Annotated in this window: 27 protein-coding genes and 1 tRNA gene; 22 read left to right on the top strand and 6 right to left on the bottom strand. The window is 63.4% G+C overall.

What is annotated here, in order from left to right:
• Positions 1-15 precede the first annotated feature (15 nt).
• The 6 genes from V8J83_RS03555 (at position 16) to V8J83_RS03580 (ending at position 4,711) form a co-directional block, all read left to right on the top strand.
• Positions 16-957 (top strand): lysophospholipid acyltransferase family protein, encoded by a 942-nt coding sequence (locus V8J83_RS03555; protein WP_339983549.1) that lies wholly within the window; start codon positions 16-18, stop codon positions 955-957.
• Positions 957-1,769, top strand: a complete 813-nt coding sequence (locus V8J83_RS03560) for a glutamate racemase (protein WP_339983552.1) — start codon at positions 957-959, stop codon at positions 1,767-1,769. Before V8J83_RS03555 ends, V8J83_RS03560 begins: the two co-directional genes overlap by 1 nt.
• A gap of 171 nt (positions 1,770-1,940) precedes the next feature.
• Positions 1,941-2,969, top strand: coding sequence for an N-acetyl-gamma-glutamyl-phosphate reductase (argC, locus tag V8J83_RS03565; protein ID WP_339983554.1), 1,029 nt, complete (start codon positions 1,941-1,943; stop codon positions 2,967-2,969).
• 12 nt (positions 2,970-2,981) lie between these two features.
• Positions 2,982-3,428, top strand: coding sequence for a cytochrome c maturation protein CcmE (ccmE, locus tag V8J83_RS03570; RefSeq protein WP_339983556.1), 447 nt, complete (start codon positions 2,982-2,984; stop codon positions 3,426-3,428).
• A gap of 135 nt (positions 3,429-3,563) precedes the next feature.
• On the top strand, positions 3,564-4,175 hold the full coding sequence (locus V8J83_RS03575; RefSeq protein ID WP_339983558.1) for a holin-associated N-acetylmuramidase: 612 nt from the start codon (positions 3,564-3,566) through the stop codon (positions 4,173-4,175).
• On the top strand, positions 4,166-4,711 hold the full coding sequence (locus V8J83_RS03580; protein ID WP_339983560.1) for a holin family protein: 546 nt from the start codon (positions 4,166-4,168) through the stop codon (positions 4,709-4,711). The genes V8J83_RS03575 and V8J83_RS03580 overlap by 10 nt, the downstream gene beginning before the upstream one ends.
• On the opposite strand, the gene V8J83_RS03585 is transcribed toward V8J83_RS03580, so the two are convergent.
• Positions 4,708-6,075, bottom strand: coding sequence for a M20/M25/M40 family metallo-hydrolase (locus tag V8J83_RS03585; protein WP_339983562.1), 1,368 nt, complete (start codon positions 6,073-6,075; stop codon positions 4,708-4,710). The genes V8J83_RS03580 and V8J83_RS03585 overlap by 4 nt on opposite strands.
• A 118-nt stretch (positions 6,076-6,193) precedes the next feature.
• Positions 6,194-6,283, bottom strand: a tRNA-Ser gene (locus V8J83_RS03590).
• 187 nt (positions 6,284-6,470) lie between these two features.
• Between V8J83_RS03590 and V8J83_RS03595 the strand changes: the two genes are divergently transcribed.
• From V8J83_RS03595 to V8J83_RS03630, 8 genes are all read left to right on the top strand, one after another.
• Positions 6,471-7,337, top strand: a complete 867-nt coding sequence (locus V8J83_RS03595) for a hypothetical protein (protein ID WP_339983564.1) — start codon at positions 6,471-6,473, stop codon at positions 7,335-7,337.
• A 270-nt stretch (positions 7,338-7,607) separates the two neighbouring features.
• A complete protein-coding gene (locus V8J83_RS03600; protein WP_339985968.1) occupies positions 7,608-8,357 on the top strand; it encodes a 50S ribosomal protein L21 in 750 nt (249 codons plus the stop codon).
• A gap of 6 nt (positions 8,358-8,363) precedes the next feature.
• On the top strand, positions 8,364-8,633 hold the full coding sequence (gene rpmA / locus V8J83_RS03605) for a 50S ribosomal protein L27 (protein ID WP_339983566.1): 270 nt from the start codon (positions 8,364-8,366) through the stop codon (positions 8,631-8,633).
• 231 nt (positions 8,634-8,864) lie between these two features.
• The gene (locus V8J83_RS03610) at positions 8,865-9,356 is read left to right on the top strand and encodes a GNAT family N-acetyltransferase (RefSeq protein WP_339985970.1); all 492 of its coding nucleotides are present in this window, start codon (positions 8,865-8,867) and stop codon (positions 9,354-9,356) included.
• A 96-nt stretch (positions 9,357-9,452) separates the two neighbouring features.
• Positions 9,453-10,487, top strand: a complete 1,035-nt coding sequence (gene obgE, locus V8J83_RS03615) for a GTPase ObgE (RefSeq protein ID WP_339983568.1) — start codon at positions 9,453-9,455, stop codon at positions 10,485-10,487.
• Positions 10,475-11,611, top strand: a complete 1,137-nt coding sequence (proB, locus tag V8J83_RS03620) for a glutamate 5-kinase (protein ID WP_339983570.1) — start codon at positions 10,475-10,477, stop codon at positions 11,609-11,611. The genes obgE and proB overlap by 13 nt, the downstream gene beginning before the upstream one ends.
• A gap of 68 nt (positions 11,612-11,679) precedes the next feature.
• Positions 11,680-12,948: a glutamate-5-semialdehyde dehydrogenase gene (locus tag V8J83_RS03625; protein WP_339983572.1), complete on the top strand. Its 1,269-nt coding sequence runs from the start codon at positions 11,680-11,682 to the stop codon at positions 12,946-12,948.
• A gap of 90 nt (positions 12,949-13,038) precedes the next feature.
• Positions 13,039-14,229: a trans-sulfuration enzyme family protein gene (locus V8J83_RS03630; RefSeq protein ID WP_339983574.1), complete on the top strand. Its 1,191-nt coding sequence runs from the start codon at positions 13,039-13,041 to the stop codon at positions 14,227-14,229.
• On the opposite strand, the gene V8J83_RS03635 is transcribed toward V8J83_RS03630, so the two are convergent.
• Positions 14,226-14,648 (bottom strand): hypothetical protein, encoded by a 423-nt coding sequence (locus V8J83_RS03635; protein WP_339983576.1) that lies wholly within the window; start codon positions 14,646-14,648, stop codon positions 14,226-14,228. The genes V8J83_RS03630 and V8J83_RS03635 overlap by 4 nt on opposite strands.
• Positions 14,649-14,851: 203 nt before the next feature.
• On the opposite strand from V8J83_RS03635, the gene V8J83_RS03640 reads away from it, so the two are divergent.
• The 7 genes from V8J83_RS03640 (at position 14,852) to phoB (ending at position 22,191) form a co-directional block, all read left to right on the top strand.
• Positions 14,852-15,889 carry an ATP-binding protein gene (locus V8J83_RS03640; protein ID WP_339983578.1) on the top strand — a complete coding sequence of 346 codons (1,038 nt, stop codon included), beginning with the start codon at positions 14,852-14,854 and terminating at the stop codon, positions 15,887-15,889.
• Between the two features lie 126 nt (positions 15,890-16,015).
• On the top strand, positions 16,016-17,050 hold the full coding sequence (locus V8J83_RS03645; protein WP_339983579.1) for a substrate-binding domain-containing protein: 1,035 nt from the start codon (positions 16,016-16,018) through the stop codon (positions 17,048-17,050).
• Positions 17,051-17,101: 51 nt separating this feature from the next.
• On the top strand, positions 17,102-18,592 hold the full coding sequence (pstC, locus tag V8J83_RS03650; protein ID WP_339983581.1) for a phosphate ABC transporter permease subunit PstC: 1,491 nt from the start codon (positions 17,102-17,104) through the stop codon (positions 18,590-18,592).
• Complete coding sequence (pstA, locus tag V8J83_RS03655) at positions 18,592-19,947, top strand: phosphate ABC transporter permease PstA (protein WP_339983583.1); 1,356 nt, start codon at positions 18,592-18,594, stop codon at positions 19,945-19,947. Before pstC ends, pstA begins: the two co-directional genes overlap by 1 nt.
• A 34-nt stretch (positions 19,948-19,981) precedes the next feature.
• Complete coding sequence (gene pstB / locus V8J83_RS03660; protein ID WP_439649770.1) at positions 19,982-20,770, top strand: phosphate ABC transporter ATP-binding protein PstB; 789 nt, start codon at positions 19,982-19,984, stop codon at positions 20,768-20,770.
• 20 nt (positions 20,771-20,790) lie between these two features.
• Positions 20,791-21,501: a phosphate signaling complex protein PhoU gene (gene phoU / locus V8J83_RS03665; RefSeq protein WP_339983587.1), complete on the top strand. Its 711-nt coding sequence runs from the start codon at positions 20,791-20,793 to the stop codon at positions 21,499-21,501.
• Positions 21,502-21,504: 3 nt separating this feature from the next.
• Positions 21,505-22,191, top strand: a complete 687-nt coding sequence (gene phoB / locus V8J83_RS03670) for a phosphate regulon transcriptional regulator PhoB (protein WP_339983589.1) — start codon at positions 21,505-21,507, stop codon at positions 22,189-22,191.
• A gap of 13 nt (positions 22,192-22,204) precedes the next feature.
• On the opposite strand, the gene V8J83_RS03675 is transcribed toward phoB, so the two are convergent.
• The 3 genes from V8J83_RS03675 to V8J83_RS03685 form a co-directional block, all read right to left on the bottom strand.
• Positions 22,205-23,188: an amidohydrolase family protein gene (locus V8J83_RS03675; RefSeq protein WP_339983591.1), complete on the bottom strand. Its 984-nt coding sequence runs from the start codon at positions 23,186-23,188 to the stop codon at positions 22,205-22,207.
• 114 nt (positions 23,189-23,302) lie between these two features.
• Positions 23,303-23,644, bottom strand: coding sequence for a RidA family protein (locus tag V8J83_RS03680; RefSeq protein ID WP_339983593.1), 342 nt, complete (start codon positions 23,642-23,644; stop codon positions 23,303-23,305).
• Entirely contained in the window at positions 23,641-25,542 is a 1,902-nt protein-coding gene (locus V8J83_RS03685; protein WP_339983595.1) for a propionyl-CoA synthetase, read from the bottom strand. Before V8J83_RS03685 ends, V8J83_RS03680 begins: the two co-directional genes overlap by 4 nt.
• A 108-nt stretch (positions 25,543-25,650) precedes the next feature.
• Between V8J83_RS03685 and V8J83_RS03690 the strand changes: the two genes are divergently transcribed.
• Positions 25,651-26,049 carry a rhodanese-like domain-containing protein gene (locus V8J83_RS03690; protein WP_339983597.1) on the top strand — a complete coding sequence of 133 codons (399 nt, stop codon included), beginning with the start codon at positions 25,651-25,653 and terminating at the stop codon, positions 26,047-26,049.
• Positions 26,050-26,093: the final 44 nt, after the last annotated feature.

A 26,093-nucleotide genomic window follows, 5' to 3' on the forward strand; every position in this document is an offset into this window, starting at 1 on the left:
GGCCTCCCTGAGCAGATGCCCAACCGTCGTCGACCCGACCGCGAAACCCGCGCTGTGGCGCGAGAGATTTCCTATGCCAATTCCGCCTCGACCAAGGGCGGCCGTGCGGTGATCCGGGTGATGGAAAACACCACCGGGCGCATGCGCTTGATCAAGCGCGCCGATGGCTACGACGAAGAGGTGCGCAAGGGTCGCGATTTCTGGGAGGTCATGGTCGAACGCTATGGCCTCGAGCTGAATATCGTCGGGGGCGCGCTGTCCAATATCCCCGCCGAGGGCCCCGTGGTCCTGATCGCCAACCATCCCTATGGCATCCTCGATGGGCTGATGATGGGCCACATCCTCAGCCAGGCGCGCGGTGATTTCCGCATTCTCGCCCATCAGGTGTTTCGCAAGGCCGAAGATCTCGACAAGATCATCCTGCCGGTCAGTTTCGCCGACACCAAGGCGGCGGTGGCCCAGAACCTCGGCACCCGCAAGGAGGCCCTGCGCTACCTCGCCGACGGCGGCGCCATCGGCGTTTTCCCCGGCGGCACGGTCAGCACGGCGGCCAAACCCTTCGGGCGTCCGATGGATCCGATGTGGCGTAGTTTCACCGCCCGCATGATTGCCAAATCGCAGGCCAGTGTGGTGCCGATCTTCTTCGATGGCCACAATTCGCGCCTGTTCCAGGTGATGAGCCACCTGCACAGCACCTTGCGCATGGGGCTTTTGATCAAGGAATTCAGGAAGCGGGTGAATTCGCCCGTCGATGTGGTGATCGGCGATCCCATTGCGCGGGCCGATCTCGATGCGCATGCGGGTGATGCGAAGGCGCTGATGGACCATTTGCGTCAGACCACCTATGCCCTGTCCCCACGCCCGCTCAACCCAACCGCACGCGGGTTCGAATTCGAAGACAAACATCGCGGGCCCGAGGAAAAATCGGCACGCAGGAACCTGAAGGATCGGTACTGATGACCGTTGGCATTTTCGATAGCGGATTGGGCGGGCTGACGGTTCTGGACGCGGTGCAAAAGCGCCTGCCGGACCTGCCGATCCTGTATTATGGCGACAATGCCCACACACCCTATGGCACGCGCGAGCCCGACGATATCTACAACCTGACCACCGAGGGCGTGCAGGCGATGTTCGACCGGGGTTGCGATCTGGTGATCCTGGCCTGCAACACCGCCTCCGCCGCCGCTCTGCGCCGCATGCAGGAGGGCTGGGTGCCCGAGGGCAAGCGCGTGCTCGGTGTCTTCGTGCCCCTGATCGAGGCGCTGACAGAACGCAATTGGGGCGACAATTCGCCCCCGCGTGAGGTCGATGTGAAGGAGGTCGCGCTTTTCGCTACCCCCGCCACCGTGTCGAGCCGCGCGTTTCAGCGCGAGCTGGCTTTCCGCGCCATCGGCGTCGATGTGGAGGCGCAGCCCTGCGGCGGTGTCGTGGATGCGATCGAGCAGGGCGATATGATCCTCGCCGAGGCGCTCGTGCGCTCCCATGTCGAGGCGCTCAAGCGGCGCATGCCGGAACCGCAGGCGGCGATCCTGGGCTGCACGCATTATCCGCTGGTCGAAGACGTGTTTCGCGATGCGTTGGGCGACGGCGTGGCGGTCTATTCGCAACCCTCCCTGGTGGCCGCCTCGCTCGCCGATTACCTCGACCGCCGCCCCGAGATGCTGGGGCGGGGGGAGGCCGCCTTCCTGACCACCGGCGATCCGAAATCGGTGCAGGCGAAGGCCACGCTTTTCCTGCGCCGCAAGATCGAGTTCGAAGGCGTGGGCTGACGCGCTGGAGTGCTGTCGCCCGCATTCCGAATGCACTACAAAAAAACGACAAAAAAACGACAGAAAAATTCACGCCATTTGCGCGGCTGATGCGACCATCACCACACATCATTTGAACGCGCCGCGCGTTTGGCTTAAACGGCCCAAAAGCCGCATGCTAAGGCCCTCGCCATGACCAAGAAAATCGCCATCCTCGGAGCCTCCGGCTACACCGGCGCAGAGCTGTGTCGCCTGATATCCGGGCACCCGGATATGACGATTGTGGCGCTGACGGGCGACCGCAAAGCGGGCCAATCCATGGCCTCGGTCTACCCGTTTCTGCGCGGCGCTGGTCTGCCCGATCTGACCCGTATCGAGGATGTGGATTTCTCTGGGGTTGATCTGGCGTTTTGCGCTTTGCCACATGCAACATCCCAAAGCGTTATCATAGACTTGCCGCGCGACCTTAAAGTTGTGGATTTATCGGCAGATTTCCGCCTGCGCGACCCTGAAATGTATCGCAAATGGTACGGCAAAAGCCATGACGCGCCCGCGCTTCAGGCCGAGGCTGTCTACGGGCTGACCGAGTTTTACCGCGACGAGATCCGCGCGGCGCGGCTGGTGGCGGGCACGGGATGCAACGCCGCCACCGGGCAGTTCGCGCTTCGGCCCGTGATTGCCGCGGGGCTGGTCGATCTTGACGAGATCATTATCAACATGGTCGTCGGCGTCTCGGGTGCGGGGCGCTCGCTCAAGGAAAACCTGCTCCACGCCGAGCTGAGCGAAGGTGCCAACGCCTATGCGCTTGGCGGCACGCACCGCCATTTAGGTGAGTTCGATCAAGAGTTTAGCCGTGCTGCGGGCCGCCCCGTCGACGTGCAGTTCACGCCGCATCTCGCGCCGTTCAATCGTGGCATCCTCGCGACATGCTACATCAAGGGCGAAGCCGACCCGCTCCACGCCGAGCTTACCACCGCCTATGCTCACGAAGCCTTTATCGAAGTGCTGCCAATTGGCACTGCCCCCTCGACACATGATGTGCGAGGTACCAACTATTGCCATATCGGCGTTGTGGCCGATCGCCGCGCGGGCCGCGCGCAGATCGTGGCGGCGCTGGACAATTTGTGCAAAGGTTCCTCAGGGCAGGCGATCCAGAACGCCAACCTGATGATGGGGCTGGAAGAGACGGCGGGGCTCAAGGGCCTTGGCGTGTTTCCGTAGGGAGAAACTGCGATGCGAAGTCTGAAACGCCAACGACGCATTCAGGTTATTCTGTTGGCCGCCGTGGCTTTGATCGGGTCCACCGGCCTGATCATCTGGGCGTCTCAGGATGCGTTCAACTTCTTCCGCCCCCCTGCCGAAATCGCCAGCGATCCGCCGCCGCCGAACGAGACGTTTCGCATTGGCGGGCTTGTGGAAACCGGCACTCTGGTACGCGGCGAGGGCGAGACGATCACCTTCAACGTGACCGACGGGGCGGCCTCGATTCCCGTGACGTATACCGGCATTCTGCCCGACCTGTTCAACGAAGGCGAAGGCATGGTGGGCACCGGGCGTCTGGTCGACGGCACGTTTCAGGCCACCGAAATCCTGGCCCGTCACGACGAGACCTACATGCCCGCCGAGGTGATTGACGCCCTTGAAGCACAGGGCGTCTACCGCGATCCGGGCGAGAGCTAGCCCCGCGTCACGCCTCAGGCCTTTCGGCGTTTTTCGCAACCGCTCTGAGCGGTCATCGGACCGCGTAACACTTCCTTAACCCCGCCATGGTGGATTCGTTGGCTCAGGACCAACAAGAGCATGGAGGGGCGAGCCATGCAGTCGGTTCGATCCATATCAGAAGACATCGTGGCCCGTGAGGGCGGTTTCGTGAACGACCCGGACGATCCGGGCGGTGCGACCAAACATGGTGTGACGATCCACACGATGCGGGCCCTTGGCCTCGACCTTGATCACGACGGCGATGTCGACGTGGCCGATGTGCGGCTGATCACGCGCGATCTCGCGACCGATCTGTTCATCGAGCATTACTTTACCCGCCCGCGCATCCACCTGCTGCCGCAGCCGTTGCAGGCGACGGTGTTCGACATGCAGGTCAACGCGGGCTCCAACGCTGTGCGCATCCTGCAGCGCCTGTTGCGGGATATGGGGCTCGATATTGCCGTCGATGGCGCGATCGGCCCGCAAACGGCGCGCGCGGCTCATGCGGCGCTCAAACAAGCGCCCGATCACCTGGTGGACGCCTACGGCATCGCGCGGCGCAATTATTACTACCGTCTGGCCGATCGCCGTGCGGCGAGCCGAAAATACGCCCGTCGCCGGGATGGCGGGAAGGGCGGCTGGATCGTGCGCGCCGAGGAATTCATTTCGCCCCGGTATCACCTGACCGAGGCACAGCATCGCGAAAGGACAGCGTCATGGGGTTGATGAGCAACGGCATCGGGCAGACGGTCGAGGGCATCGGCGACGCGGCAGAAGGGATTTCGGAGGTCTTCATCCCCAACGCCACCCGCGCGGCGGAACTGGCCGCAGATATTCACATGGCCACGCTGGAGGCCGCATCGGCGGAGTTTCAGCACGCGGGCGAGGGCCGGTTCGACCGGATGGTCAACGGGTTGAACCGCCTGCCGCGTCCGTTGCTGGCGCTTGGGACGTTTGGCCTGTTTGGCTATGCGATGGCTGATCCCTACGCGTTTGCGGCGCGCATGATCGGGTTGCAGGAAGTGCCCGAGCCGCTTTGGTGGCTTCTGGGTGCGGTGGTCAGTTTCTACTTCGGGGCGCGCGAATTGCATTATGCGCGGACGCCGGGTCTGCGCAGCCGGGCCCGACCGTCCGCGCAGACCGGCCCAATGCGGGGCCTTCGCGACCGTCTTGGCGGGTTGTTTGGGGGAAGAGCTGGCGCAGGATCGACCCCGCCCGCAGCGCCCGATAATCCCGCGCTCAGCGATTGGGAGAGCGATTAACGCCAATCGCGCGGGCGGGTGCCCGCGACCGATCCCATCAGGGCGCACATGAAACCGGTCGCCTCCACCAGCAGTGCCTTGGGCAAATGCTCATTCGGCGCATGTTGCGAGCAGCCCGGATAGGAATGCGGCACCCAGATCGTCGGAAGGCCAAGGGTGTCGCGAAAAATGTCATTGGGCAGCGATCCCCCCAGCGACGGGAGCACGGCAGGCGGATGGCCAAGGGCCTCCGTCGCTGTGGCCACGATGCGGCGCACCGCCGGGTGATCCACGGGCGTCGCGCTGGCGCGGAACGCGGGGCCGTCGGATGTGATTTCAATCTCGGGATATCCATGGGCATCGAGATGGGCGCGCAAAGCCTGCGTCAGGCGCGCATCGGGTGTGCCGGGCGCATAGCGCAACTGCACCCAGGCGCTGGCCTCCGGCGGGATCGCGTTGACCGGTTTCGGCGGATGGCCCGCGTGGAACGCCAACACTTCCGCCGAGGACCAGGCATGGAGCCTTTCCGCCGGGCTCAGCCCCGGCGCGCCCCAATCGGCATCGGTCGCGCCGCCGGCGGGCTCGATATCGCGCAATGCGGCTCGCGTCGCATCAGGCACATGACCGGGGGTCCAGTCCGGGATCTGCAGCGCGCCGTTGCGGTCGGTGATCGTGGTCAGCGCGTGGGCCAGCTCCAGCGCGGGATTGCGCAGCGCGCCGCCGAAATTGCCGGAATGCCGCCCGTCCGCCCGCCGCTTCAGTGTCAGGCGAAACGTCACCGCTCCGCGCGCGCCCAGAAACAGCGTCGGCGTCTGAGCGGCGACCCGAGGCCCATCGGAGGCCAGCAGCACATCCGCCGCAAGCCGAGCGCTTTCCCGTTCGCAGATCTCGGCCAGACCGGGAGAACCGATTTCCTCGCCCATTTCGATCAACCAGATCAGGTTGAACCCCAGCGCGCCCCGCGCGTCCAGCAGCGCTTCAACCGCCGTCAGATTGACCAGGAACTGCCCCTTGTTGTCGGCAATGCCGCGCCCGAACCACACTTCCCCGGCCTCCGACAGGGTCCAGGGGTCGCGCCCTTCGTCCCAATCGCCGGCCATACCGGGCACCACATCGCCGTGCGAATAGGTCAGGACATGCGGCAAGGCGTCGTCCTCGATCCGGCGTGCGATCAGGAACGGATGCCCGTCACACTCAACGCGGTGCATCTCGAAGCCAAGCCCGCCGAGCCAGTCGGAGATCTGATCAAGGCACGCTTGTGTCCAATGGGCCGCATCGGGGGCGCTCGCATCCGTGCGCAGAGCCGTCAGCGTGGCCATCCGGGCCTGAAACGCGGGCCCATCGGCATGGCGTTGCCCGATCTGCAGAAGGTCTCGCGGTATCATCAACACATCCCATTTTAACGCGGTTTCCTACGGATAGCGGGAAAAACGGAGCCGGGCCACAAGCTGTGAGAAACGTGTGGTGGTCCAATGTCGTGAGTTGGCCTTTCAGCGGGCCCGGTGGCGGAGAGACAGGGATTCGAACCCTGGGTGGGCTTGCACCCACAACGGTTTTCGAGACCGCCCCGTTCGACCACTCCGGCACCTCTCCGCGGTTCTGGACGTCGTCCGTGGGCGGCGGGATAACGACAAGCGATGCGCCGCGCAAGGCCCCATGATTGGAAAACGGGTTTGACCTCGGGCGGATTTCCGGCAGGATCGCCGGCGCGCGTCAGGTATTTGCGATGCGCCCGGGCCGAAGCATCGTCCGGTACCAGACGAACCACATCGGAGATCACATGATCCGTGCAGCCCTGATCGCCCTGTTCCTGCTTGTGCCCACAAGCCTTCCCGCGCAGGCCCAGACCTCTGTCACGGCTCCCGGCAGTGTCTACGCGACCGAGGCGCCGGCGCTTTACGCGATGTTCGAGGCGATGGGCCTCTACGAGGTGCTCGGCATCATGGCGCAGGAGCATTACCAGGGCGCGGAAGCATTGGAGGCCTCGATGTTTCCCGGCGAGGGTGGGGCAAGCTGGCAGGCTCAGATCGCCACCTTCTATAGCCATGACCGCCTGGTCTCGCTGTTTGAAGACAGTTTTCCGCGCGACGCCCTGAGTGCCGAGCATGTCACTGTGATCACCGAGTTCATGCGATCGCCCGTCGGTCAGCGGCTCATTGAGGGTGAAATCGCCGCGCGGCGCGCGTTTCTCGATGCATCGGCGCTGGAGCAGGGCAGTGCGGCCCTGGTCAGCGCCATGGAGGCCGAGGATGTGCGGCTTGAAACGTTGCTGGCCTTCAACGAGGTCAACGACCTGATCCATCGTAACGTGTCGGGGGCGATGAATGCGCGGTTTGCGTTTTTCCGTGGGCTGGTCGATGGCGGGGCCTTTGACGATGATATGGGCGAGGATTTCATGCTCGACGATGTCTGGTCGCAAGAGCCGGCTATCCGCCAGGACACCATCGAATGGCTGTTCTCGTTCCAGTTCACCGCCTATTCCGGCTTGGACAACGCCGATTTGCAGGCCTATGTCGACCATTCCCTGACCGATGCCGGCCAGGCGATCATCGCGGCGCTCTTCGTGGCCTTCGACGACATGATCGGCGCGCTCAGCTATGAGATGGGCTATGCTGCGGCGGGCTATATCGGCGGCGAAGACATCTAGGGCGCGGAGGGTCGTGCATCCGGCGCCCGGAATGCTGAAAAAGCCGTGCGATTTGGTGCGCGATATGGCTTGACATGACGCCCGCCCTGCAGCAGATAGCGGCCTCCATCCCCGCAGGGGCCTGCGACCGGGTGGCGATGATCAAGGTGGTCCGGCAAGGGCGCACCGCAACGAACGCTCCGAGAGGAGCGCGCTGTCCAAGGCGGGCACATGCCCCACAACGCTGCAATGATGCAGGGCCATCCGACGCGGGATATGAAGGAAAAGCCAATGTTCGCTGTCATGAAGACAGGCGGCAAGCAGTATAAAGTCCAGGCGGGTGATAAGCTTCGCGTGGAAAAGCTTGCAGCAGAGGCCGGTGAAACGGTCCAATTCAATGAAATTCTCATGCTCGGTGGCGACAGTGCCACCGTTGGCGCGCCGCTCGTCGAAGGCGCCGCCGTGCAGGCCACGATCGTTGATCAGGTGAAGGGCGAAAAGCTCATTCACTTCGTCAAGCGCCGTCGTAAGCATTCGTCCAAGCGCAAGAAGGGTCACCGTCAGCAGCTCACGCTGATCGAGATCACGGAGGTGCTCGCCAAGGGTGGCGACAAGACCGGTGTGAAAGCCGCGATTGGTGCAGGCTCTGTTGCTGGCGTGGCCGTTGCTGCCGCCGCTGCGAAGCCCGCCAAAGCCGCCAAGAAGGCCGCAGCCCCCAAGGCTGAAGCGCCGAAAGCGGAAAAGCCCAAGTCCAAGAAGGCAGAAGCCGCCCCCGAGGCGGCTGCAAGCGAGGGCACGCGCCCTGCGAACCTGCTGACCGAGGCGCGTGGCGGACAGCCCGACGATCTCAAGAAGATCTCCGGTGTCGGCCCCAAGCTTGAAGGCCTGCTGCACGAAAACGGTGTGTTCCACTTCGACCAGATCATGGAATGGGGCGCCTCCGAGATCGCCTTCATGGACGACAAGCTGTCGTTCAAGGGCCGCATCGAACGCGACAACTGGATTGAGCAAGCCAAGACGTTTGCCGCAGAACAGGAGTAACGACACATGGCACATAAAAAAGCAGGTGGTAGCTCCCGTAACGGCCGCGACAGCGCGGGCCGCCGTCTGGGCATCAAGAAATACGGCGGCGAAGCCGTGATCCCGGGCAACATTATCGCGCGCCAGCGTGGTAACAAGTGGTGGCCGGGTGAAGGCGTGGGCGAGGGCAAGGATCACACGATCTTCGCAACCGTCGAGGGCCACGTGTCCTTCCGTAAAGGCTTCAAGAACCGCACGTTCATTTCCGTACTCCCAGTCGCCGAGGCTGCCGAGTAACCGCCCGTCCCAAGGCGAAGGATTTTCGAGGGGGCCGGTGGAAACACCGGCCTCTTCTCATTTCTGTCACATCTCTTGTGCAGAACGACCCAAATGCCCACCTAAGCCGTAGGGAGAAGACGGCCAACAGGGCGCATCGGTTCGGAGGAGGACCGAGATATGAAACAGGAAGTCATTTATCGTCAGGCCCCGCAGCGCGGCCTTGCGCATACCCGGCTCGAGACGCCCCGCATGGTATTGCGTCCAATGCAGCATTCCGATTTCGGCCTTATCGCGCTTTATCATGCGGACAAACGCGTGGCTGAGATGACGACTTCCATTCCGCATCCGTTGCCGCCGGGCGCGACCGAAAGCTTCATGGGTAAATTCCTGCGCAATGATCAGGATTGCACCGCCTGGGTCATGGACGCCAGCCCGTTCGGCGGGGCCGAGGTCTTGGGGATCATTTCGCTTGAACAGATGGACCGGGGCCAATCCGAGATTGGCTATTGGGTGGCGCCCGCGATGTGGAACACTGGTTTCGCGTCCGAGGCCGTGCACGCGCTTATCGATGCCAACCCGCTGAAGAACAAGACGATTTTCGCGTCGGTTTTTCAGGACAACCCAAGTTCCGCGCGGGTCCTGACCAATGCGGGCTTCGACTATCTCGGCGATGCGGAAGCCTTTTCCGTGGCGCGCGGGGCGAAGGTTGCGACGTGGACTTACCTCAAGCGTTTGGGGTAGGAGGCAACCGTTCGGGCATGCGAGGGGCCAGCCCCTCGCGCTCCCCGAGGTTTTTAGGCAAGATGAAGGGGCGGGCGGCGTCGCGCGCAATATCGAATGAAGTTTCTTGATCTTGCGAAGGTGTATATCCGTTCCGGATCCGGGGGCGGGGGCGCGGTGTCGTTCCGGCGCGAGAAATACATCGAATACGGTGGCCCCGATGGCGGTGATGGCGGGCGCGGCGGTGATGTCTGGGTGGAGGTCGTGGACGGCCTGAACACGCTGATCGACTTCCGCTATCAGCAGCATTTTTTCGCAAAGAACGGCCAGCCTGGCATGGGCAAGCAGCGCACCGGCAAGGACGGCGATGACATCTTGCTGCGCGTGCCTGCGGGTACCGAGGTGCTGGAAGAGGATCAGGAGACGCTAATCGCCGACATGGATGTCGTGGGACAGCGGTTGTGCATCGCGCGCGGCGGCAACGGTGGCTTTGGCAACCTGCACTTCAAGAGCGCCACCAATCAGGCGCCTCGCCGCGCGAATCCGGGCCAGGACGGGGTCGAACGCACGATCTGGTTACGCCTGAAGTTGATTGCGGATGTGGGGCTTCTGGGCCTGCCCAATGCGGGAAAATCCACGTTCCTGTCGGCGACGTCCAACGCGCGGCCCAAGATCGCCGATTACCCTTTCACCACGTTGCATCCCAATCTGGGCGTCGTTGGTGTGGACGGCGCGGAATTCGTCGTGGCCGATATTCCCGGCCTCATCGAAGGTGCCAGCGAGGGCAGGGGCCTTGGCGACACGTTTCTGGGCCATGTGGAACGGTGTGCGGCGCTTTTGCATCTGATCGATGGCACGGCGGAGGATGTCGTGGCCGATTACATGACGATCATTGGCGAGTTGGAGGCCTATGGCGGCGCATTGGCGGACAAGCCGCGCATCACCGTGCTCAACAAGATCGACGCTCTGAGCCCCGAAGAGGTCACCGAGAAGCGCGCGGCGCTGGAGGCGGAGGCCGGTCCGGTGATGGAGATGTCGGGCGTTGCGCGCACCGGCCTGATCGAGGTGCTGCGGGTCCTGCGCGCCCGTGTCGATGCCGATCGCAAGGCCGAGCGCGAGGCAAAAGAGGATCCCGGGCCATGGCAACCCTGACGCTTGCGGGCACGAAACGGGTCGGCGCGCTGGCGGGCGCGAAGCGGGTCGTCATCAAGATCGGCTCGGCCCTGCTGGTCGACCGCGACAGCGGGGATTTGCGCGTTGAGTGGTTGACCGGGCTGGCCGAGGATGTGGCGGCGCTCAAGGCTGCGGGCACGGATGTGATCGTGGTTTCATCGGGTGCGATTGCGCTGGGGCGGGGCGCGTTGTCGCTTGGGACGGATGCGCTTGCGCTGGAAGAAGCGCAGGCCGCCGCTGCCGTCGGGCAGATCCGGCTGGCCCGCGCCTATGAGGAAGCCCTTGCGCCACATGACCTGATCTCGGCGCAGCTTCTCCTGACGCTGGACGACAGCAGCAATCGCCGCCGCTACCTGAATACGCGCGCGACCTTCGCAGCGCTTCTGGCGCGTGGCGTGGTGCCCATCGTGAACGAAAATGACACCATCGCCACCGATGAGATCCGCTACGGCGACAACGACCGTCTGGCCGCCAATGTGGCTGTGATGGCGGGTGCCGATATTTGCGTCCTGCTCAGTGACATTGATGGGCTTTACACGGCCCTGCCCGACACGCCCGGGGCGCGGCACTTGCCCCTGGTCAAAGAGATCACGCCGGAGATCGAGGCGATGGCGGGCGACGCGGGATCGGGCCTCTCGAAAGGCGGCATGAAGACCAAGATCATGGCCGCGCGGACCGCTACTGCGGCGGGCTGTGCGATGGTCATCACGCAAGGCGCAGTGCATCGGCCCCTTGCCGCGTTGCAAGACGGTGCGAGTGCGACCTGGTTCACCGCCACGCTGACCCCGCAGCAAGCGCGCAAGGCCTGGATCGGCGCAATGAAACCCAAGGGCGGTCTGCGCCTTGATGCCGGTGCGGTGGACGCAATGGGGCGGGGCAAGTCGCTTTTGCCAGCCGGTGTAACGGCGGTGGACGGTCGTTTCGGACGCGGTGAGCCTGTGCGCCTTGAAGGCCCCGATGGCGCAGCACTTGGGATTGGGCTGAGCCGCTACACCAGCGACGAGGCACAGGCCATCGCAGGCCACCGATCCAGCGAGATCGCGCCAATCCTCGGCTATCCGGGTCGCGCCGCTTTGGTGCACCGCGACGACATGGCGCTCTGACGCGATTTCGCTTCACCTTTTTCCAAATACTCATATCCTGCCCACTTCGATCCGCGATGAGGTGTCCCATGAAGGACCTGACCGACAATATCCCCGCCCTGATGGCCGACATGGGCGCGCGCGCGAATGCCGCCGCTGCGGAGTTGGCCTTTGCCCCATCCGAGGCGAAGGTGGCGGCGTTGCAGGCTGCGGCGGATGCCGTGCGGGCGCGCGGGGACGAGATCATCGCCGCCAATGCGCAGGACATGGCGTTCGGGCGCGACAAGGGGCTTTCGGCGGCCATGCTGGATCGGTTGATGCTGGATGCCGACCGGGTGGACAGCATTGTCGCGGGCCTGCGCGCCGTTGCCGAACAGGATGATCCGGTGGGGGCCGTGATAACCGAATGGGATCGTCCCTCGGGCCTGCATATTCAACGCGTCCGCACGCCCCTTGGCGTGATTGGCGTGATCTATGAAAGCCGTCCCAATGTGACGGCGGATGCCGGGGCGCTGTGTTTGAAATCCGGCAATGCGGTGATCCTGCGCGGTGGGTCGGAGAGCTTCCATTCCTCGGGGCTGCTGGCCGAATGCCTGAAGGACGGGTTGCGCGCGGCGGATCTGCCGGAGGACGCGGTGCAGCGGGTGCCAACGCGCGACCGCGCCGCGGTGAGTGAAATGCTGACCATGACCGAGGCGATTGACGTGATCGTGCCGCGCGGGGGCAAGGGGTTGGTGGGGCTGGTGCAACGCGAGGCACGCGTGCCGGTTTTCGCGCATCTCGAGGGCATTTGTCACATCTACCTCGACGCGGCGGCGGACCCGGAGAAGGCGTTGAAAGTGGTGTTGAACGCCAAGACGCGTCGCACGGGGATCTGCGGTTCGGCGGAATGCCTGCTGATCCAACGCGATATTTTCGAAACCATCGGCCAGGGCGTCGTCCGCGCGCTTCTGAATGCAGGTGTCGAGGTGCGTGGCGACGCGACCGTGCAGACCATTGAAGGCGTGACGCCTGCCGAAGACGACGATTGGGGGCGTGAATTCCTCGACATGATCATCGCGGCGCGGGTCGTTGACGATATCGACGCCGCGATTGCGCATATCCGCAGTTTTGGGTCCAACCATACCGATTGCATCATCACCGAGGATGACACGGCGGCGGCGCGTTTCTTTCAACGGCTCGACAGTGCGATCCTGATGCGCAACGCCTCCACGCAGTTTGCCGATGGGGCGGAGTTCGGGATGGGCGCCGAGATCGGCATTGCCACGGGCAAAATGCATGCGCGCGGGCCCGTGGGCGCGGAGCAGTTGACGTCGTTCAAATATCTGGTGACGGGTGACGGCACGGTGCGCGGCTGAGGGCGCGCCCTTGGTGTTGGTGGAGCGAGGGGCCAGCCCCTCGCGCTCCCCGAGGTGTTTTCAAAGCAAAGACAGACAGGAGAGCGCGGCATGGCGGATGGACGAAATGAGCGACCGAAGACCCTGGTGCGCCGTGCGGCCCTGCGCGAGGGGGTCAGCCGTCCGGTTGTGACGCCGATCCAGCCGTCGGTTGTTTATGCCTCGCCCTCGATCCAGACGCTGCATGCGCAATACGAGGGCGGCGCCCATGGCTATACCTATGCGCGCGAAGGCCATCCGAATGCCGAGCTTCTGGCGCGCAAGATCGATCAGCTTGAAGGCGCTGAGGGGGGCTTGGTGCTTGGCTCTGGCATGGCGGCGGTTTCGGCCACGATCCTGGGGCTGCTGGGGCAGGGTGATCATATCCTTGGCGGCAATCAGCTTTACGGGCGCTCGCTGCGGTTGATGCATCAGGATCTGGCGCGCTTCGGGATTGCCACGTCGGTGGCCGATCCGACCGATATGGAGGCAATGCGCGCGGCCCTCACGCCCGAAACGAAGATGATCTTGGTGGAGGCGATATCTAACCCCACGCTGCGGGTCGCGGATATGGTGGGGATCGTGGCGCTGGCGCGGGAGGCGGGCGTCATGCTGGCCGTCGACAACACGTTTACCACGCCGCTGGCCTATAAGCCGTTGGAGGCCGGGGCCGATATCGTGATCCATTCGGTGACGAAGCTGCTGGCTGGTCATTCCGATGTGACGCTTGGCTATGTCGCCGCGCGCAATCCGGATCAGATGCGCGCGATCTACGATTTCGCCGTGACCGTTGGCATGACACCGGCGCCGCAGGAATGCTGGCTGGCCGAGCGTGGGCTCTACACCTTTCCGCTGCGCTTTGCGCAGGCGCAGGCCAATGCCGCGGCTTTGGCCGATTGGCTGGCCGCACATCCCGCCGTCGCGCGCGTTCTGTATCCCGGGCGCGCCGATCATCCCGATCACGACAAGGCCCACGACCTGACCGATGGGGCCTATGGCAACATGGTGAGTTTCGAGCTGGTTGATGCAACCGAGGCGGCGGCCGACCGTCTGGTGCAGGGCGCGCCCGATCTGCCGTTCGCGCCGACGCTGGGTGATGTGGGAACAACGCTCAGCCACCCGGCCTCCTCCAGCCACCGGGGACTTTCGCCCGATGCGCGCGCCGCGCTGGGGATCAGCGATGGGTTTTTCCGGGTGTCCGTGGGAATCGAGCCGATCGAATTGCTGATCGCGGATTTTGACGCGGGGCTGGCGGCGATCTAGACCTCGTGCAGCGTGCTGTCTTCGCCAAGCGCCACGATATCGATGTTCAGCCGCTTGGTCGCGGCGGCCAGTTCGGCCCGGATCAGCGGAATATCGGGCATCTCCACCACGGCCAGAACAAGGTAGCGCCCGGCAAAGCCGATCCGTTCCAGCCATACGGCAAGGTCGATCACATCGAAATCCGGCGCAGAAAGCGGCGACAGCACCAGATCGGGTGCATCGCCTCCGATCAGGTCGCGCGCATAAAGATCGCCCATTTCAACGTGACGCACGCGGGCCGCGGGGGCCAGGATGTGACGTGGCAGGTTGTCCTGCAACAATTCCGGCACGCAGACCGTAACAATGCTGCGCGCTTCGCCCGAGGGGGCGTGGCCATCCGCGGGTAGAGACCAGTTTGGGGTCGTATTATTCAGGCTCACCGTCGTTCACCTAGTGCTTATCGGGGTGTCTGACGCCCCAGCTGAGCAATGATTGCGTTTGAAACTAACATGAAAGCACGGTCCCGACCAGCGCCGCTTTCGGACCGCGTGGAAATGGCGACATTGCGTCACGTGCAAGAATCAGGACAAAGCGCAGGCATGCGTCCCAAACCCCGGCAAAAGGCCGTGCGATGATTGACCCGATGATCGACCCCATCCTTGGCGCCGTGCCCGATCCGATGCTCTATATCGGCGCGGACGGGTTGGTGCGCCATGCCAATGGCGCGGCGCGTGCGATGTTGGGGGATTGGATCCTGGGTCGAAGCCATGATGCCGTGCTGCGCCAACCCGGTGTGCTGGCCCGGATCGAGGCGGTTCAGAACGGCGCGGACGCGGCGGAGGCCCTGTTCGAGCGCTCCGAACATGCGGGCCCGGTTGAATACAAGGTGCGCATCACCGCCATAGCAACCCCGTTGGGCCGCGCGCTTTTGCTGCATTTCACCGACATCACCCATTTGCGCGAAGCCGAAGAGATGCGGCGCGATTTTGTGGCCAATGTGAGCCATGAACTGCGCACGCCGCTCACCGCCGTTCTCGGGTTTCTTGAGACGCTGCGCGGATCGGCCCGCGATGATCCGGCGGCGCAGGATCGGTTTTTGGGCATCATGGAGGACGAGGCGAACCGGATGAACCGTCTGGTCGGAGATCTCCTGTCGCTGAGCCGGGTGGAGGCGGAGGCACGGGTGCGGCCGAACGATCGCGTCGACATGGCGGATCTGGCGCGCGCGGGCATCGCCGCCCTGCGGCCCCGGGCGGAGAAGACGGGTCATACGCTTGCGGTTGAGCTCGATGACAGCGCCGCTGCGGGCACGGATATCCAGGGCGACCGTGATCAGCTGTTGCAGGTGATCCTGAACCTGACCGAGAATGCGATGACGTACGGCGGACCCGACAAGCCGGTCACGCTTCGGCTCAGTCGCGGGGAAAGCCGTGGCATGCTGCGCGGGCCGGTGGTGCAGCTCGACGTGATCGACCGGGGGCAGGGCATTGATTCGCTGCATCTGCCGCGCCTGACCGAGCGATTCTACCGTGTGGACACCCATCGCTCGCGCGAGATGGGTGGGACCGGCCTTGGCCTTGCGATTGTGAAACACATCGTGAATCGCCATCGCGGGCGGCTCAAAATCACCTCCGAGACGGGGCAGGGCAGTACATTTTCGGTGATCCTGCCTGCCGCCTGAGGCGCTGTCATAAAAGTGTTACGCAGCCGTCACAAAAGCATTGCGAGCCGCCCCTAGGTCGGGCGCCAACGCAGGTCGCGAACATGGCCTGCGGGATGTCTGACAAACCAAGTGGAGAGAGTTCCAATGTCTTTCACAAAGCTCAGCGTATCGGGGCTGGCCCTTCTTGCCGTATCCGCCACCACCGCCGCCGCGCAAAGCCGCGACAATGTGCAGATCGCCGGTTCCTCGACCGTGCTGCCCTATGCGACGATCGTCGCCGAAGCCTTCGGTGAGAATTTCGATTTCCCGACCCCGGTTGTCGAATCCGGCGGGTCTTCCACCGGCCTGCGCCGCTTCTGCGAAGGCGTGGGTGAGAACACCATCGACATCGCCAATTCCTCGCGCTCGATCCGCGACAATGAGATCGAGACCTGCGCGGCGAATGGCGTGACCGACATCATCGAAGTGCGCTTCGGCTATGACGGTATCGTCTTCGCCTCCGACATTGATGGCAATTCCTTCGAATTCACGCCGTCGGACTGGTACCTGGCGCTGGCCGCCGAGCTGCCCGTTGATGGCGAAATGGTCGCCAACCCGAACACCAATTGGAACGAAGTGAACGGCGATCTCCCGGATCAGGAAATCTCCGCCTTCATCCCCGGCACCCGCCACGGCACCCGCGAGGTGTTCGACGAGCGCGTGATCCTTCAGGGCTGCGAAGACACCGGCTCCATGGCCGCGATGATGGAAATGGGCATGGACGAAGATGCAGCCGAAGAGGCCTGCATGGAAATCCGCGCAGATGGCGTGTCCGTGGACATCGACGGCGATTACACCGAAACGCTGGCCCGTATCGACGCGGACGCCAACGGGATCGGCGTCTTCGGCCTCGCGTTCTATGAGAACAACACAGACCGCCTTCAGGTTGCCACCATGAACGGCATCGTGCCCACCGTGGATGCGATCGCGACCGGCGAATACCCGGTCTCCCGCCCGCTGTTCTTCTACATCAAGGCGGCGCATCTGGGTGTGATCCCCGGCCTGCAGGACTACGCGTCGTTCTTCGTGTCCGACGACATCGCCGGCCCGTTCGGCCCGCTGGCAGCCTATGGCCTGGTGTCCGACCCGGAGCTTTCGGAAGTGCAGGCCACCGTCGCCTCCGGCGCGACGATGAACTGAGCGCACCGCGCTTTGTGAACCACGCTTGAAGACAACAGGCGGGGCCGCTAGATGGCCCCGTCTGCCAACCTTACGAACCGGAACCACCCGATGCTCTGGATCCTTCTTGCCCTGATCTTTCTTGGAGCGCTTGGCTACGTGCTGGGGCGTCAACGGGCGATGGCAAGCGCGGGCGGTGACCGGCGCGACCTGCACTCGCTGCCGAATTATTACGGGCTGAACGTCACGCTCCTGACACTGGTGCCTGCGCTTCTGGTCCTCGGTTTGTGGCTCATCGTGCAGCCCATCGCCGTTGAGCGCCTGGTGGAGCAACAGATCCCCGACGCCTACATGGAGCAGGTCGAAAACCCGACCCTCCTGATGACCGAAATCCGCCGCCTGGCAGGCGGCATCGACACCGCGGTCGCGCGTGGCGCGCTGAGTGCGGAGGATGCCACAAACCTCGCCTCCGACACCGATATTCGCGCGCAATTGGCCGATGCGGGCGTGGCGCTTGGCGCCGATGTCAGCGAAACGGTTCTGCAAGCCGCGCAAAGCTTCCGCGCGATGAATGCGACCGCCGCCACCTGGATGGTGATCGTCGTCTTCGCCCTCGCCCTGGCCGGGCTCGCCTATGCCTATGTCCGCACGCACAAGGACCTGCGCGCGCGCAACCGGGTCGAATATGCCATCCTGTCGATCTTGATGGCGGCGTCGACCATCGCGATCCTGACCACCGTTGGCATTGTCCTGTCGATGCTGTGGGACACGGCGAATTTCTTCCAGTTGCACCCGTGGCAGGACTTCTTCTTCGGCCTCGAATGGCGGCCCTCGTTTGAAGGCAATTCCGAACTGGGTCTGATCCCGCTTCTGTGGGGCACGCTCTATATCTCGTTCATCGCGCTGCTGGTCGCCGTGCCAATTGGGCTTTTTGCGGCGATCTATATGGCGGAATACGCGACCAAACGGGTCCGCTCCGTCGCCAAACCGCTGATCGAGGTGCTGGCGGGCATTCCGACCATCGTCTACGGCCTCTTCGCGCTGATCACCGTGGGCCCGATGCTGCGCGATTACTTTGCGCAACCGCTCGGCCTTGGCGACAGCTCGTCATCGGTGATGACGGCAGGCATCGTGATGGGCATCATGCTCATCCCGTTTGTCTCCTCGCTCAGCGACGACATCATTAACTCGGTCCCGCAATCCTTGCGCGATGGCTCCTACGGGCTGGGGGCAACGCAATCGGAAACGGTCAAGCAGGTGATCCTGCCTGCCGCCTTGCCCGGTATCGTCGGCGCGGTGCTTCTGGCCGCCTCGCGCGCCATTGGCGAGACGATGATCGTTGTCCTTGGGGCAGGGGCCGCGGCCCGGCTTGACCTCAACCCGTTCGAGGCGATGACCACCGTGACCGTGAAGATCGTCGGTCAGCTGACCGGTGACACCGATTTCTCTTCGCCCGAGGCGCTGGTTGCCTTCGCCCTCGGCCTGACGCTCTTTGTCATTACGCTTGGGCTCAATGTCGTGGCCCTCGGCATCGTGCGCAAGTATCAGGAGCGCTACGACTGATGACTGATATGCCCCTCTCCACCGCGCCCAAGCGCAGCCTTTATGCGCAAGACGCCCGGACGAAGAAACGCAACCGGTCCGAGGCGCGTTTTCGCCTTTACGGCATGGCTGCGGTGATCACCGGGATCATCGCGCTGATCGTTCTGCTCACCTCGATCCTCGGCAATGGCCTCTCGGCCTTCAAGCAGACCTACGTGTCTTTCCCGGTCGATCTCGTCGCCGAACGCCTCGACCCGCAGGGCAACCGCGACCCCGAGGAAATGGCAGCCGTCACCACCTTCGGCTACCTGCCGATTCTCGCGGAAAGCTTCGCCGCATCGCTGGAGGCCGAGGGGATCGACCCCGGCATGGGCATCCGCGAATTGGCCGCGATGCTCTCGGAAGAGGCCCCTGCGCAGGTCCGCGCCATGGTGCTGGCCAATCCCGAACTGGTCGGCACCACGCTGGAGGCGCAGATCCTCGCGGGCGGGCGCATCGACGGCTTTTTCAAAGGCCGCGTGACGATGGAAAGCGCCGAGCGCGACCGCAACGTCACGCCCGCGCAACTTCAATTGGCCGATCAACTCGTCGCTGCCGGCATGATGGAGACGCGCTTCAACTGGGAATTCATCACCTGGCCCGATGCCTCCGGCTCGCGCCCCGAGGCGGCCGGCCTTGGCGTGGCGATCATCGGCTCGTTCTACATGATGCTTGTGGTGCTGGTGTTGGCGCTGCCCATCGGCGTGGCCGCCTCGATCTATCTTGAGGAATTCGCCCCGAAAAACCGCCTGACCGACCTGATCGAGGTGAATATCTCCAACCTCGCCGCCGTGCCGTCCATCGTCTACGGCATCCTTGGGCTGGCCGTGTTCATCAACTTCATGAATTTCAACCAATCCTCGCCGCTCGTCGGGGGGCTGGTCCTGACGCTTATGACGCTGCCCACGATCATCATCGCCACCCGCGCCAGCCTGCGCGCCGTGCCGCCTTCGATCCGGCAGGCCGCACTTGGCCTCGGCGCGTCCAAGATGCAGTCGATCTTCCACCATGTCCTGCCGCTGGCGATGCCCGGCATTCTGACCGGCACGATCATCGGCCTGGCGCAGGCGCTGGGGGAAACCGCGCCGCTTCTGCTTATCGGGATGGTGGCGTTCGTGCGCGAATATCCCGATTTCCTGTCCAGCCATTCCAACACCTTCCCGCTGATGGGCGACGGCGCCACTGCGCTGCCGGTGCAGGTCTTTAGCTGGACACAGCGCTCTGACCCTGCCTTTGTGGAACGAGCCTCGGGCGCGATCATCGTGCTTCTGGTGTTCCTTTTGATGATGAACCTGATCGCCATTCTCCTGCGGCGCCGGTTCGAGAGACGGTGGTGAGAGCAGATCCATGGAAGGCTCAAACATGAACGATATGTCCCAGATCGACCAAGGCGTCGCCGTTGACAGGCTCAAGATGCAGGCCCGCGGGGTGGATGTTTTCTACGGCGACAACCACGCGATCAAGGCGGTCGATGTCGACATCGCCGACAAGACCGTCACCGCCTTTATCGGGCCGTCGGGCTGTGGCAAATCCACGTTCCTGCGCGTCCTGAACCGGATGAACGACACGATCGACATCTGCCGCGTGACCGGCACGACCACGCTGGAAGGCGAGGATATCTACGACGCGAAGGTCGACCCGGTGCAATTGCGCGCCAAGGTCGGCATGGTGTTTCAGAAACCCAACCCGTTCCCGAAATCGATCTTCGACAATGTCGCCTACGGGCCCCGCATCCACGGACTGTCGCGCAACAAGACCGAGCTTGAAGGCATCGTCGAGACATCCCTGCGTCGCGCAGCCCTTTGGGACGAGGTCAAGGACCGCCTGCATGCGCCGGGCACCGGCCTTTCGGGCGGTCAGCAACAGCGCCTGTGCATCGCACGCGCCGTCGCCACCTCGCCCGAGGTGCTCCTGATGGACGAGCCGTGCTCGGCGCTCGATCCCATTGCCACCGCACAGGTCGAGGAACTGATCGACGAATTGCGCAGCCAGTATTCCGTCGTCATCGTGACCCATTCGATGCAGCAGGCCGCTCGCGTCAGCCAGAAGACCGCGTTCTTCCACCTCGGTAACCTTGTGGAATTCGACGACACCGACACGATTTTCACCAACCCCAGCGATCCGCGCACGGAAAGCTATATCACCGGCCGGATCGGCTGATCACAGGGCAGGGCACCGCAATGCCGAATTCAGAACACATCGTCTCAAGCTTCGACCGCGACCTCGAAGGCATTCAGGCCAAGATCATGCGCCTTGGCGGGCTCGTGGAAGAAGCCATCGCCAAATCCGTCGAGGCGCTTGAAACCCGCGACGCGGAGCTTGCCCGGACCGTGCGACAGGCCGACAAGGCCGTCGACGCGCTCGAAGAGCAGGTCAATGAGGACGCCGCGCGCATCATCGCGTTGCGCCAACCCATCGCCAGCGACCTGCGCACCGTTTTGACCGTGTTCCGCGTCTCCGCCAACCTTGAGCGGATCGGCGATTATGCCAAGAACATCGCCAAGCGCAGCCAGTCGGTGATCGAGCTTGATGACATCCCCGGCACGGCCGCCTCGCTCAAGCGCATGGCACGGCAGGTGGAACTGATGCTCAAGGATGTGCTCGACGCCTATATCCAGCAAGACGCCGATCTGGCCGAAGATGTGCGCCAGCGCGATCTCGAAGTCGATCAGATGTATTCCGCCCTGTTCCGCGAATACCTCACCCACATGATGGAAGATCCGCGCAACATCACCTCCTGCATGCATCTGCATTTCATGGCCAAGAACATCGAACGCATGGGTGATCATGTGACCTCGGTGGCCGAGCAGGTGATCTACCTTGTGACCGGCGAAATGCCCGACGAAGACCGTCCGAAAGAGGACAAGACACCCTATATGCAGGGGGCCTGACCCATGGCTGGCGAACCCGTCGTTCTGGTGGTGGAGGATGAGCCGGCACAGCGCGAGGTGCTGGCCTATAACATTCGTGCCGAAGGCTTCGACGTGCAGACTGCCGCCGCGGGCGACGAGGCGTTGCTGGCGGTGCGTGAAACTCCGCCCGATGTCATCGTGCTGGACTGGATGCTGCCCCATGTCTCGGGGATCGAGGTGTGCCGGCAGCTCAAGATGGCCACCGAGACGTCGAAAATTCCGATCATCATGCTCTCGGCCCGCTCGGAAGAGACGGACAAGGTGCGCGGTCTGGAAACCGGGGCTGATGATTACGTTACGAAACCCTATTCCGTCGCCGAATTGCTGGCCCGTCTGCGCACGCAGTTGCGCCGCGTGCGGCCCGCGACCGTGGGCGAGCGGCTGGAATACGAGGATATCATGCTCGATCTGACCGAGCATCGCGTGTACCGCGACGGGGTCGAATTGTCCCTTGGGCCGACCGAATTTCGGCTTCTGAGCGCCTTCATGGAACGCCCGGGCCGGGTTTGGAGTCGCGAACAACTGCTCGACCGGGTCTGGGGACGGGACATCTTTGTCGACAGCCGAACCGTCGATGTCCATGTCGGCCGCCTGCGCAAGGCGCTCAAGGCGTCGGACCAAGGCGACCCGATCCGCACGGTGCGCGGCGCGGGCTATTCGCTGGGATAGAGGGCCTAAGCGCTTACATGAGCTTTATCCCGTAAGCCTTTGATGCCGTGTTTATAAACACGTCTTCACGGTAGCGTTCCGCAAGGTATGCCGCCACGGTTTCAAGACAGGTCGTATAGGGCGTTGCAAGTTTTTCGACGGGAAAGTTGCTACCCCACATGATCCGTTGCGGCCCGAAATTCAGCAGGAGGTCAAACATATACGGACCGATCAACTGCGCCTGAACCGCGGCCCAATGCGGCGCATACATGCCCCACCCACTCAGCTTGATGAAGGTATTGGGGCGCGCTGCAAGCATTTCGACCGACTTGAGCCATCGCTTGTAGGCCGGATCATCGCGCGACCAGACGTCCAATTCACCTTCGGCATCAATATCTTCCGGGGCGTATGTGATGTGATACGGGCACAGCGCGTGGTCGATGACAACTGTCAGGGCAGGGGTCGCCGATAACGCGTCAAGCGCCGCCTCGGCCTGTTCGGGATACATCTGCAGATCGAAGCTGAGCCCTTTGTTTTCAAGCCGTTTCAAGCCCTCGCGCCATTTTGGGTCCGTGAGGTAGTCGCGCGGCGCGAAGCTCAGCTCCGGCCGATGCTTCAAACGCCCGACAATCTGGCGTACACCGCAGAAATCGCGGCTTTCGGCGTGCCGTGACAGGGTCTCGGGCAGGTCATCGGCGCTCAGGTCGGCAAGAGCGACAATCCTGATCCCGTGGCCGTAGCGATCCGCTTCGGCTTGCACGAACCGCGTCTCGGCTACCGGGTCCGGCAGCGCGCCATCGGTCTGCACATGCACCGACGTGCGCGGCGGCGTCGCGGACTCGGCCAGGAATTCCTCCATCAGGTAGTCGCGCTGGATCGGGGTCGGGTCGCCGAACGGCTTCGGCGCACCGATATCGCGCAACCAGCCATAGCCGATTTCCTCACCACGGCTTTGCGGTGCCCAAACGTGGTGATGGGTGTCGACATAGCCCTGGGGCAGAAGATCACTCAGCGTCATAGCACGCATTCCTTTTCGCCAGTAATCTTGATTATGTTAAATAAGCGACGGTTGCCACTAAGCGCATTGTGCCTGCTGATCAAGTACTTAACCCAGCTGCTCACGCGTGAGCAGCTAGGCCACCGCTGCTGTGACGATCATTTCCACCTTCAGAACGTCGCGCGCCAGCTTTGCCTCGCCGCAAGCTCGCGCCGGTGAATGGCCCTCGGGCACCCAGGCGTTCCAGACTTCGTTCATCGCCGCGAAGTCGCTCATGTCCGCCAGCCAGATCGTCACTTGCAGCAGATGCTCGCGTGACGATCCCGCACGCTCCAAAAGCGCATCGACCCGGCGCAGGCATTCCACCGTTTGCTCGGTGATATCCGCGCCTTCGCCAACCTGACCGGTCAGATACGCCACGCCGTTGTGCTTCACGATCTTCGACGATCGCACGCCCGGCTCAATCCGTTCAATCATCCGACCAATCCCTTCGTTGTCAGCACATCCTTGATCTCGTCCAAGATCGCGGGATCATCGATCGCCGCCGGCATCCTGTAGCTTTCCGCATCCGCGATTTTCTGCATCGTGCCGCGCAAAACCTTGCCCGACCGTGTTTTCGGCAAGCGATTCACGCCCACGGCCATCTTGAACGCGGCCACCGCGCCGATTTCCTCGCGCACCATCTTCACCAACTCGCCACAGATATCGGCCTCGGCCCGGTTGACGCCCGCCTTGGTCACGAAGAATCCCAACGGCATCTGGCCTTTCAACGCATCCGCTTTGCCCACAACGGCGCATTCGGCCACGTCCTTGTGATGCGCCAGAACCTCTTCCATCGCGCCGGTCGAAAGTCTGTGACCGGCGACGTTGATGATATCGTCCGTGCGCGCCATGATATGCAGATACCCATCTTCGTCGAGGATCCCCGCATCAGAAGTGGCGTAGAATCCCTTGAAGTCGTTCAGATAACTGGACTTGAAACGCTCTTCCGCATTCCAAAGTGTCGGCAAGCAGCTTGGCGGCAGCGGCAGTTTCACCACGATGTTGCCAAGCGTCCCGTTCGGCACCGGTTGCCCTTCGTCGTCGAGCACCTGTACGTCATAGCCCGGCATCGGAACGCCCGGTGAGCCGTGTTTCACAGGCAGTGCTTCGATCCCCATCGGCACGGATGAAATCGCCCATCCCGTCTCGGTCTGCCACCAATGGTCGATGACCGGCACGCCAAGGTGTTCTTCCGCCCATTGCAGCGTCGCGGGGTCCGACCGTTCGCCCGCCAGGAACAGCGATTGCAACCCGCTCAGGTCGTAATCCGCCATCAACGCCGCCTCCGGATCCTGCCCTCGGATCGCCCGGAACGCGGTCGGCGCGGTGAACAGGACCTTGACGTCATAATCCGCGATCACGCGCCAAAACGCACCCGCATCCGGCGTGCCAATCGGCTTGCCCTCGTAGATCACGCTGGTGCAACCCGCCAGCAACGGCGCGTAGCAGATATACGAATGACCAACGACCCAACCCACGTCCGACGCGGCCCAAAACACGTCGCCCGCATCGACGTTGTAGATGTTCTTCATGGTCCAGTTGACCGCCACCATGTGTCCGCCTGTGTCGCGCACCACGCCCTTGGGCTGACCGGTCGTGCCGGAGGTGTAAAGGATATAGGCCGGGTCGGTCGCCTTGACCTCGGCGCAATCCGCCCGCCGCCCCTCGGCGCGGGCCTGTGCCATCGCGTCCGCCCAGTCGAGATCACGCCCCTCAACCAACTCACAGCGCTGCACATCGCGCTGCAGGATCAAACAGCCGCCGGGCTTTACTGTCGCAATATCAATAGCTTCACTGAGCAACTTCATGTAGTCGATCACCCGCCCCGGCTCGATCCCGCAGGACGCACTGATCACTGCCTTTGCGCCCGCATCGTCGATCCGCGTTGCCAGCTCCGGCGCGGCAAAGCCACCGAAGACGACCGAATGGACCGCCCCGATCCGAGCGCAGGCCAGCATCGCGATCACCGCCTCGGCCACCATCGGCATATAGATGATCACGCGATCCCCCTGCCCCACGCCCATACCGCTCAGCACCGCACCGAGCGTCGCGACCTCATCTTGCAGCTCTGCATAGGTGATCTGACGCTTGGTGTTCGTGACCGGGCTGTCGTAGATCAGCGCGAGCCGGTCGCCATGCCCGGCCTCCACATGCCGGTCGACCGCATTCCAGCAGGTGTTGCAGGTTCCGTCGACGAACCATCGCCCGTAGACGTCTGCATCCGCATCGAAGACCGTCTGCGGGGCTTCGATCCAGTCGATACCCTTGGCCGCGTCGGCCCAGAAATCTTCCGGCGCCGCACGCCAGGCCGCGTAGATGTCTTTGTAGCTCATTGCTGGTCCCTTCCCTCGCCCGCAGGCGCATCCTTCGCCCGATATGTTGCAACCGGCGCGCGAGGGGGTCAATCTGCGTTACCGCGAACTGTGACGAAAGCGACCTCCATGGCCCTGACCCGTACCGCCGCCGAGATGGTGGCCGCCGCCCGCGCCCGCATTGATGAGGCCGAAACCGCAGACCTGATCGCGCAACTCGACGATCCCGATCTGGTGGTGGTTGATATCCGCGACATCCGTGAACGCCAGCGAAGCGGCTTCATCCCCGGTTCGGTCCATGCGCCGCGCGGCATGATCGAATTCTGGGTCGACCCCGACAGCCCGTATCACAAACCGATCTTCGCGCAGCCCGGCAAACGCTATGTGTTCCACTGCGCCTCGGGCTGGCGCTCGGCGCTGACGGTGGCGACGTTGCAGGACATGGGGTTTGCAGCCGCCCACCTGCGGGATGGCTTTTCGACCTGGGCCGAGCACGGCGGACCGGTCACACAGGACACCCGCGATTAACCACGCTTTGACGTGGCCCGGCACTTGACTGTAGAGTGCCGCGA

Origin of the sequence: Gymnodinialimonas ulvae, assembly GCF_037543845.1 — a bacterium.
Classification (GTDB): Bacteria; Pseudomonadota; Alphaproteobacteria; order Rhodobacterales; family Rhodobacteraceae; genus Gymnodinialimonas; species Gymnodinialimonas ulvae.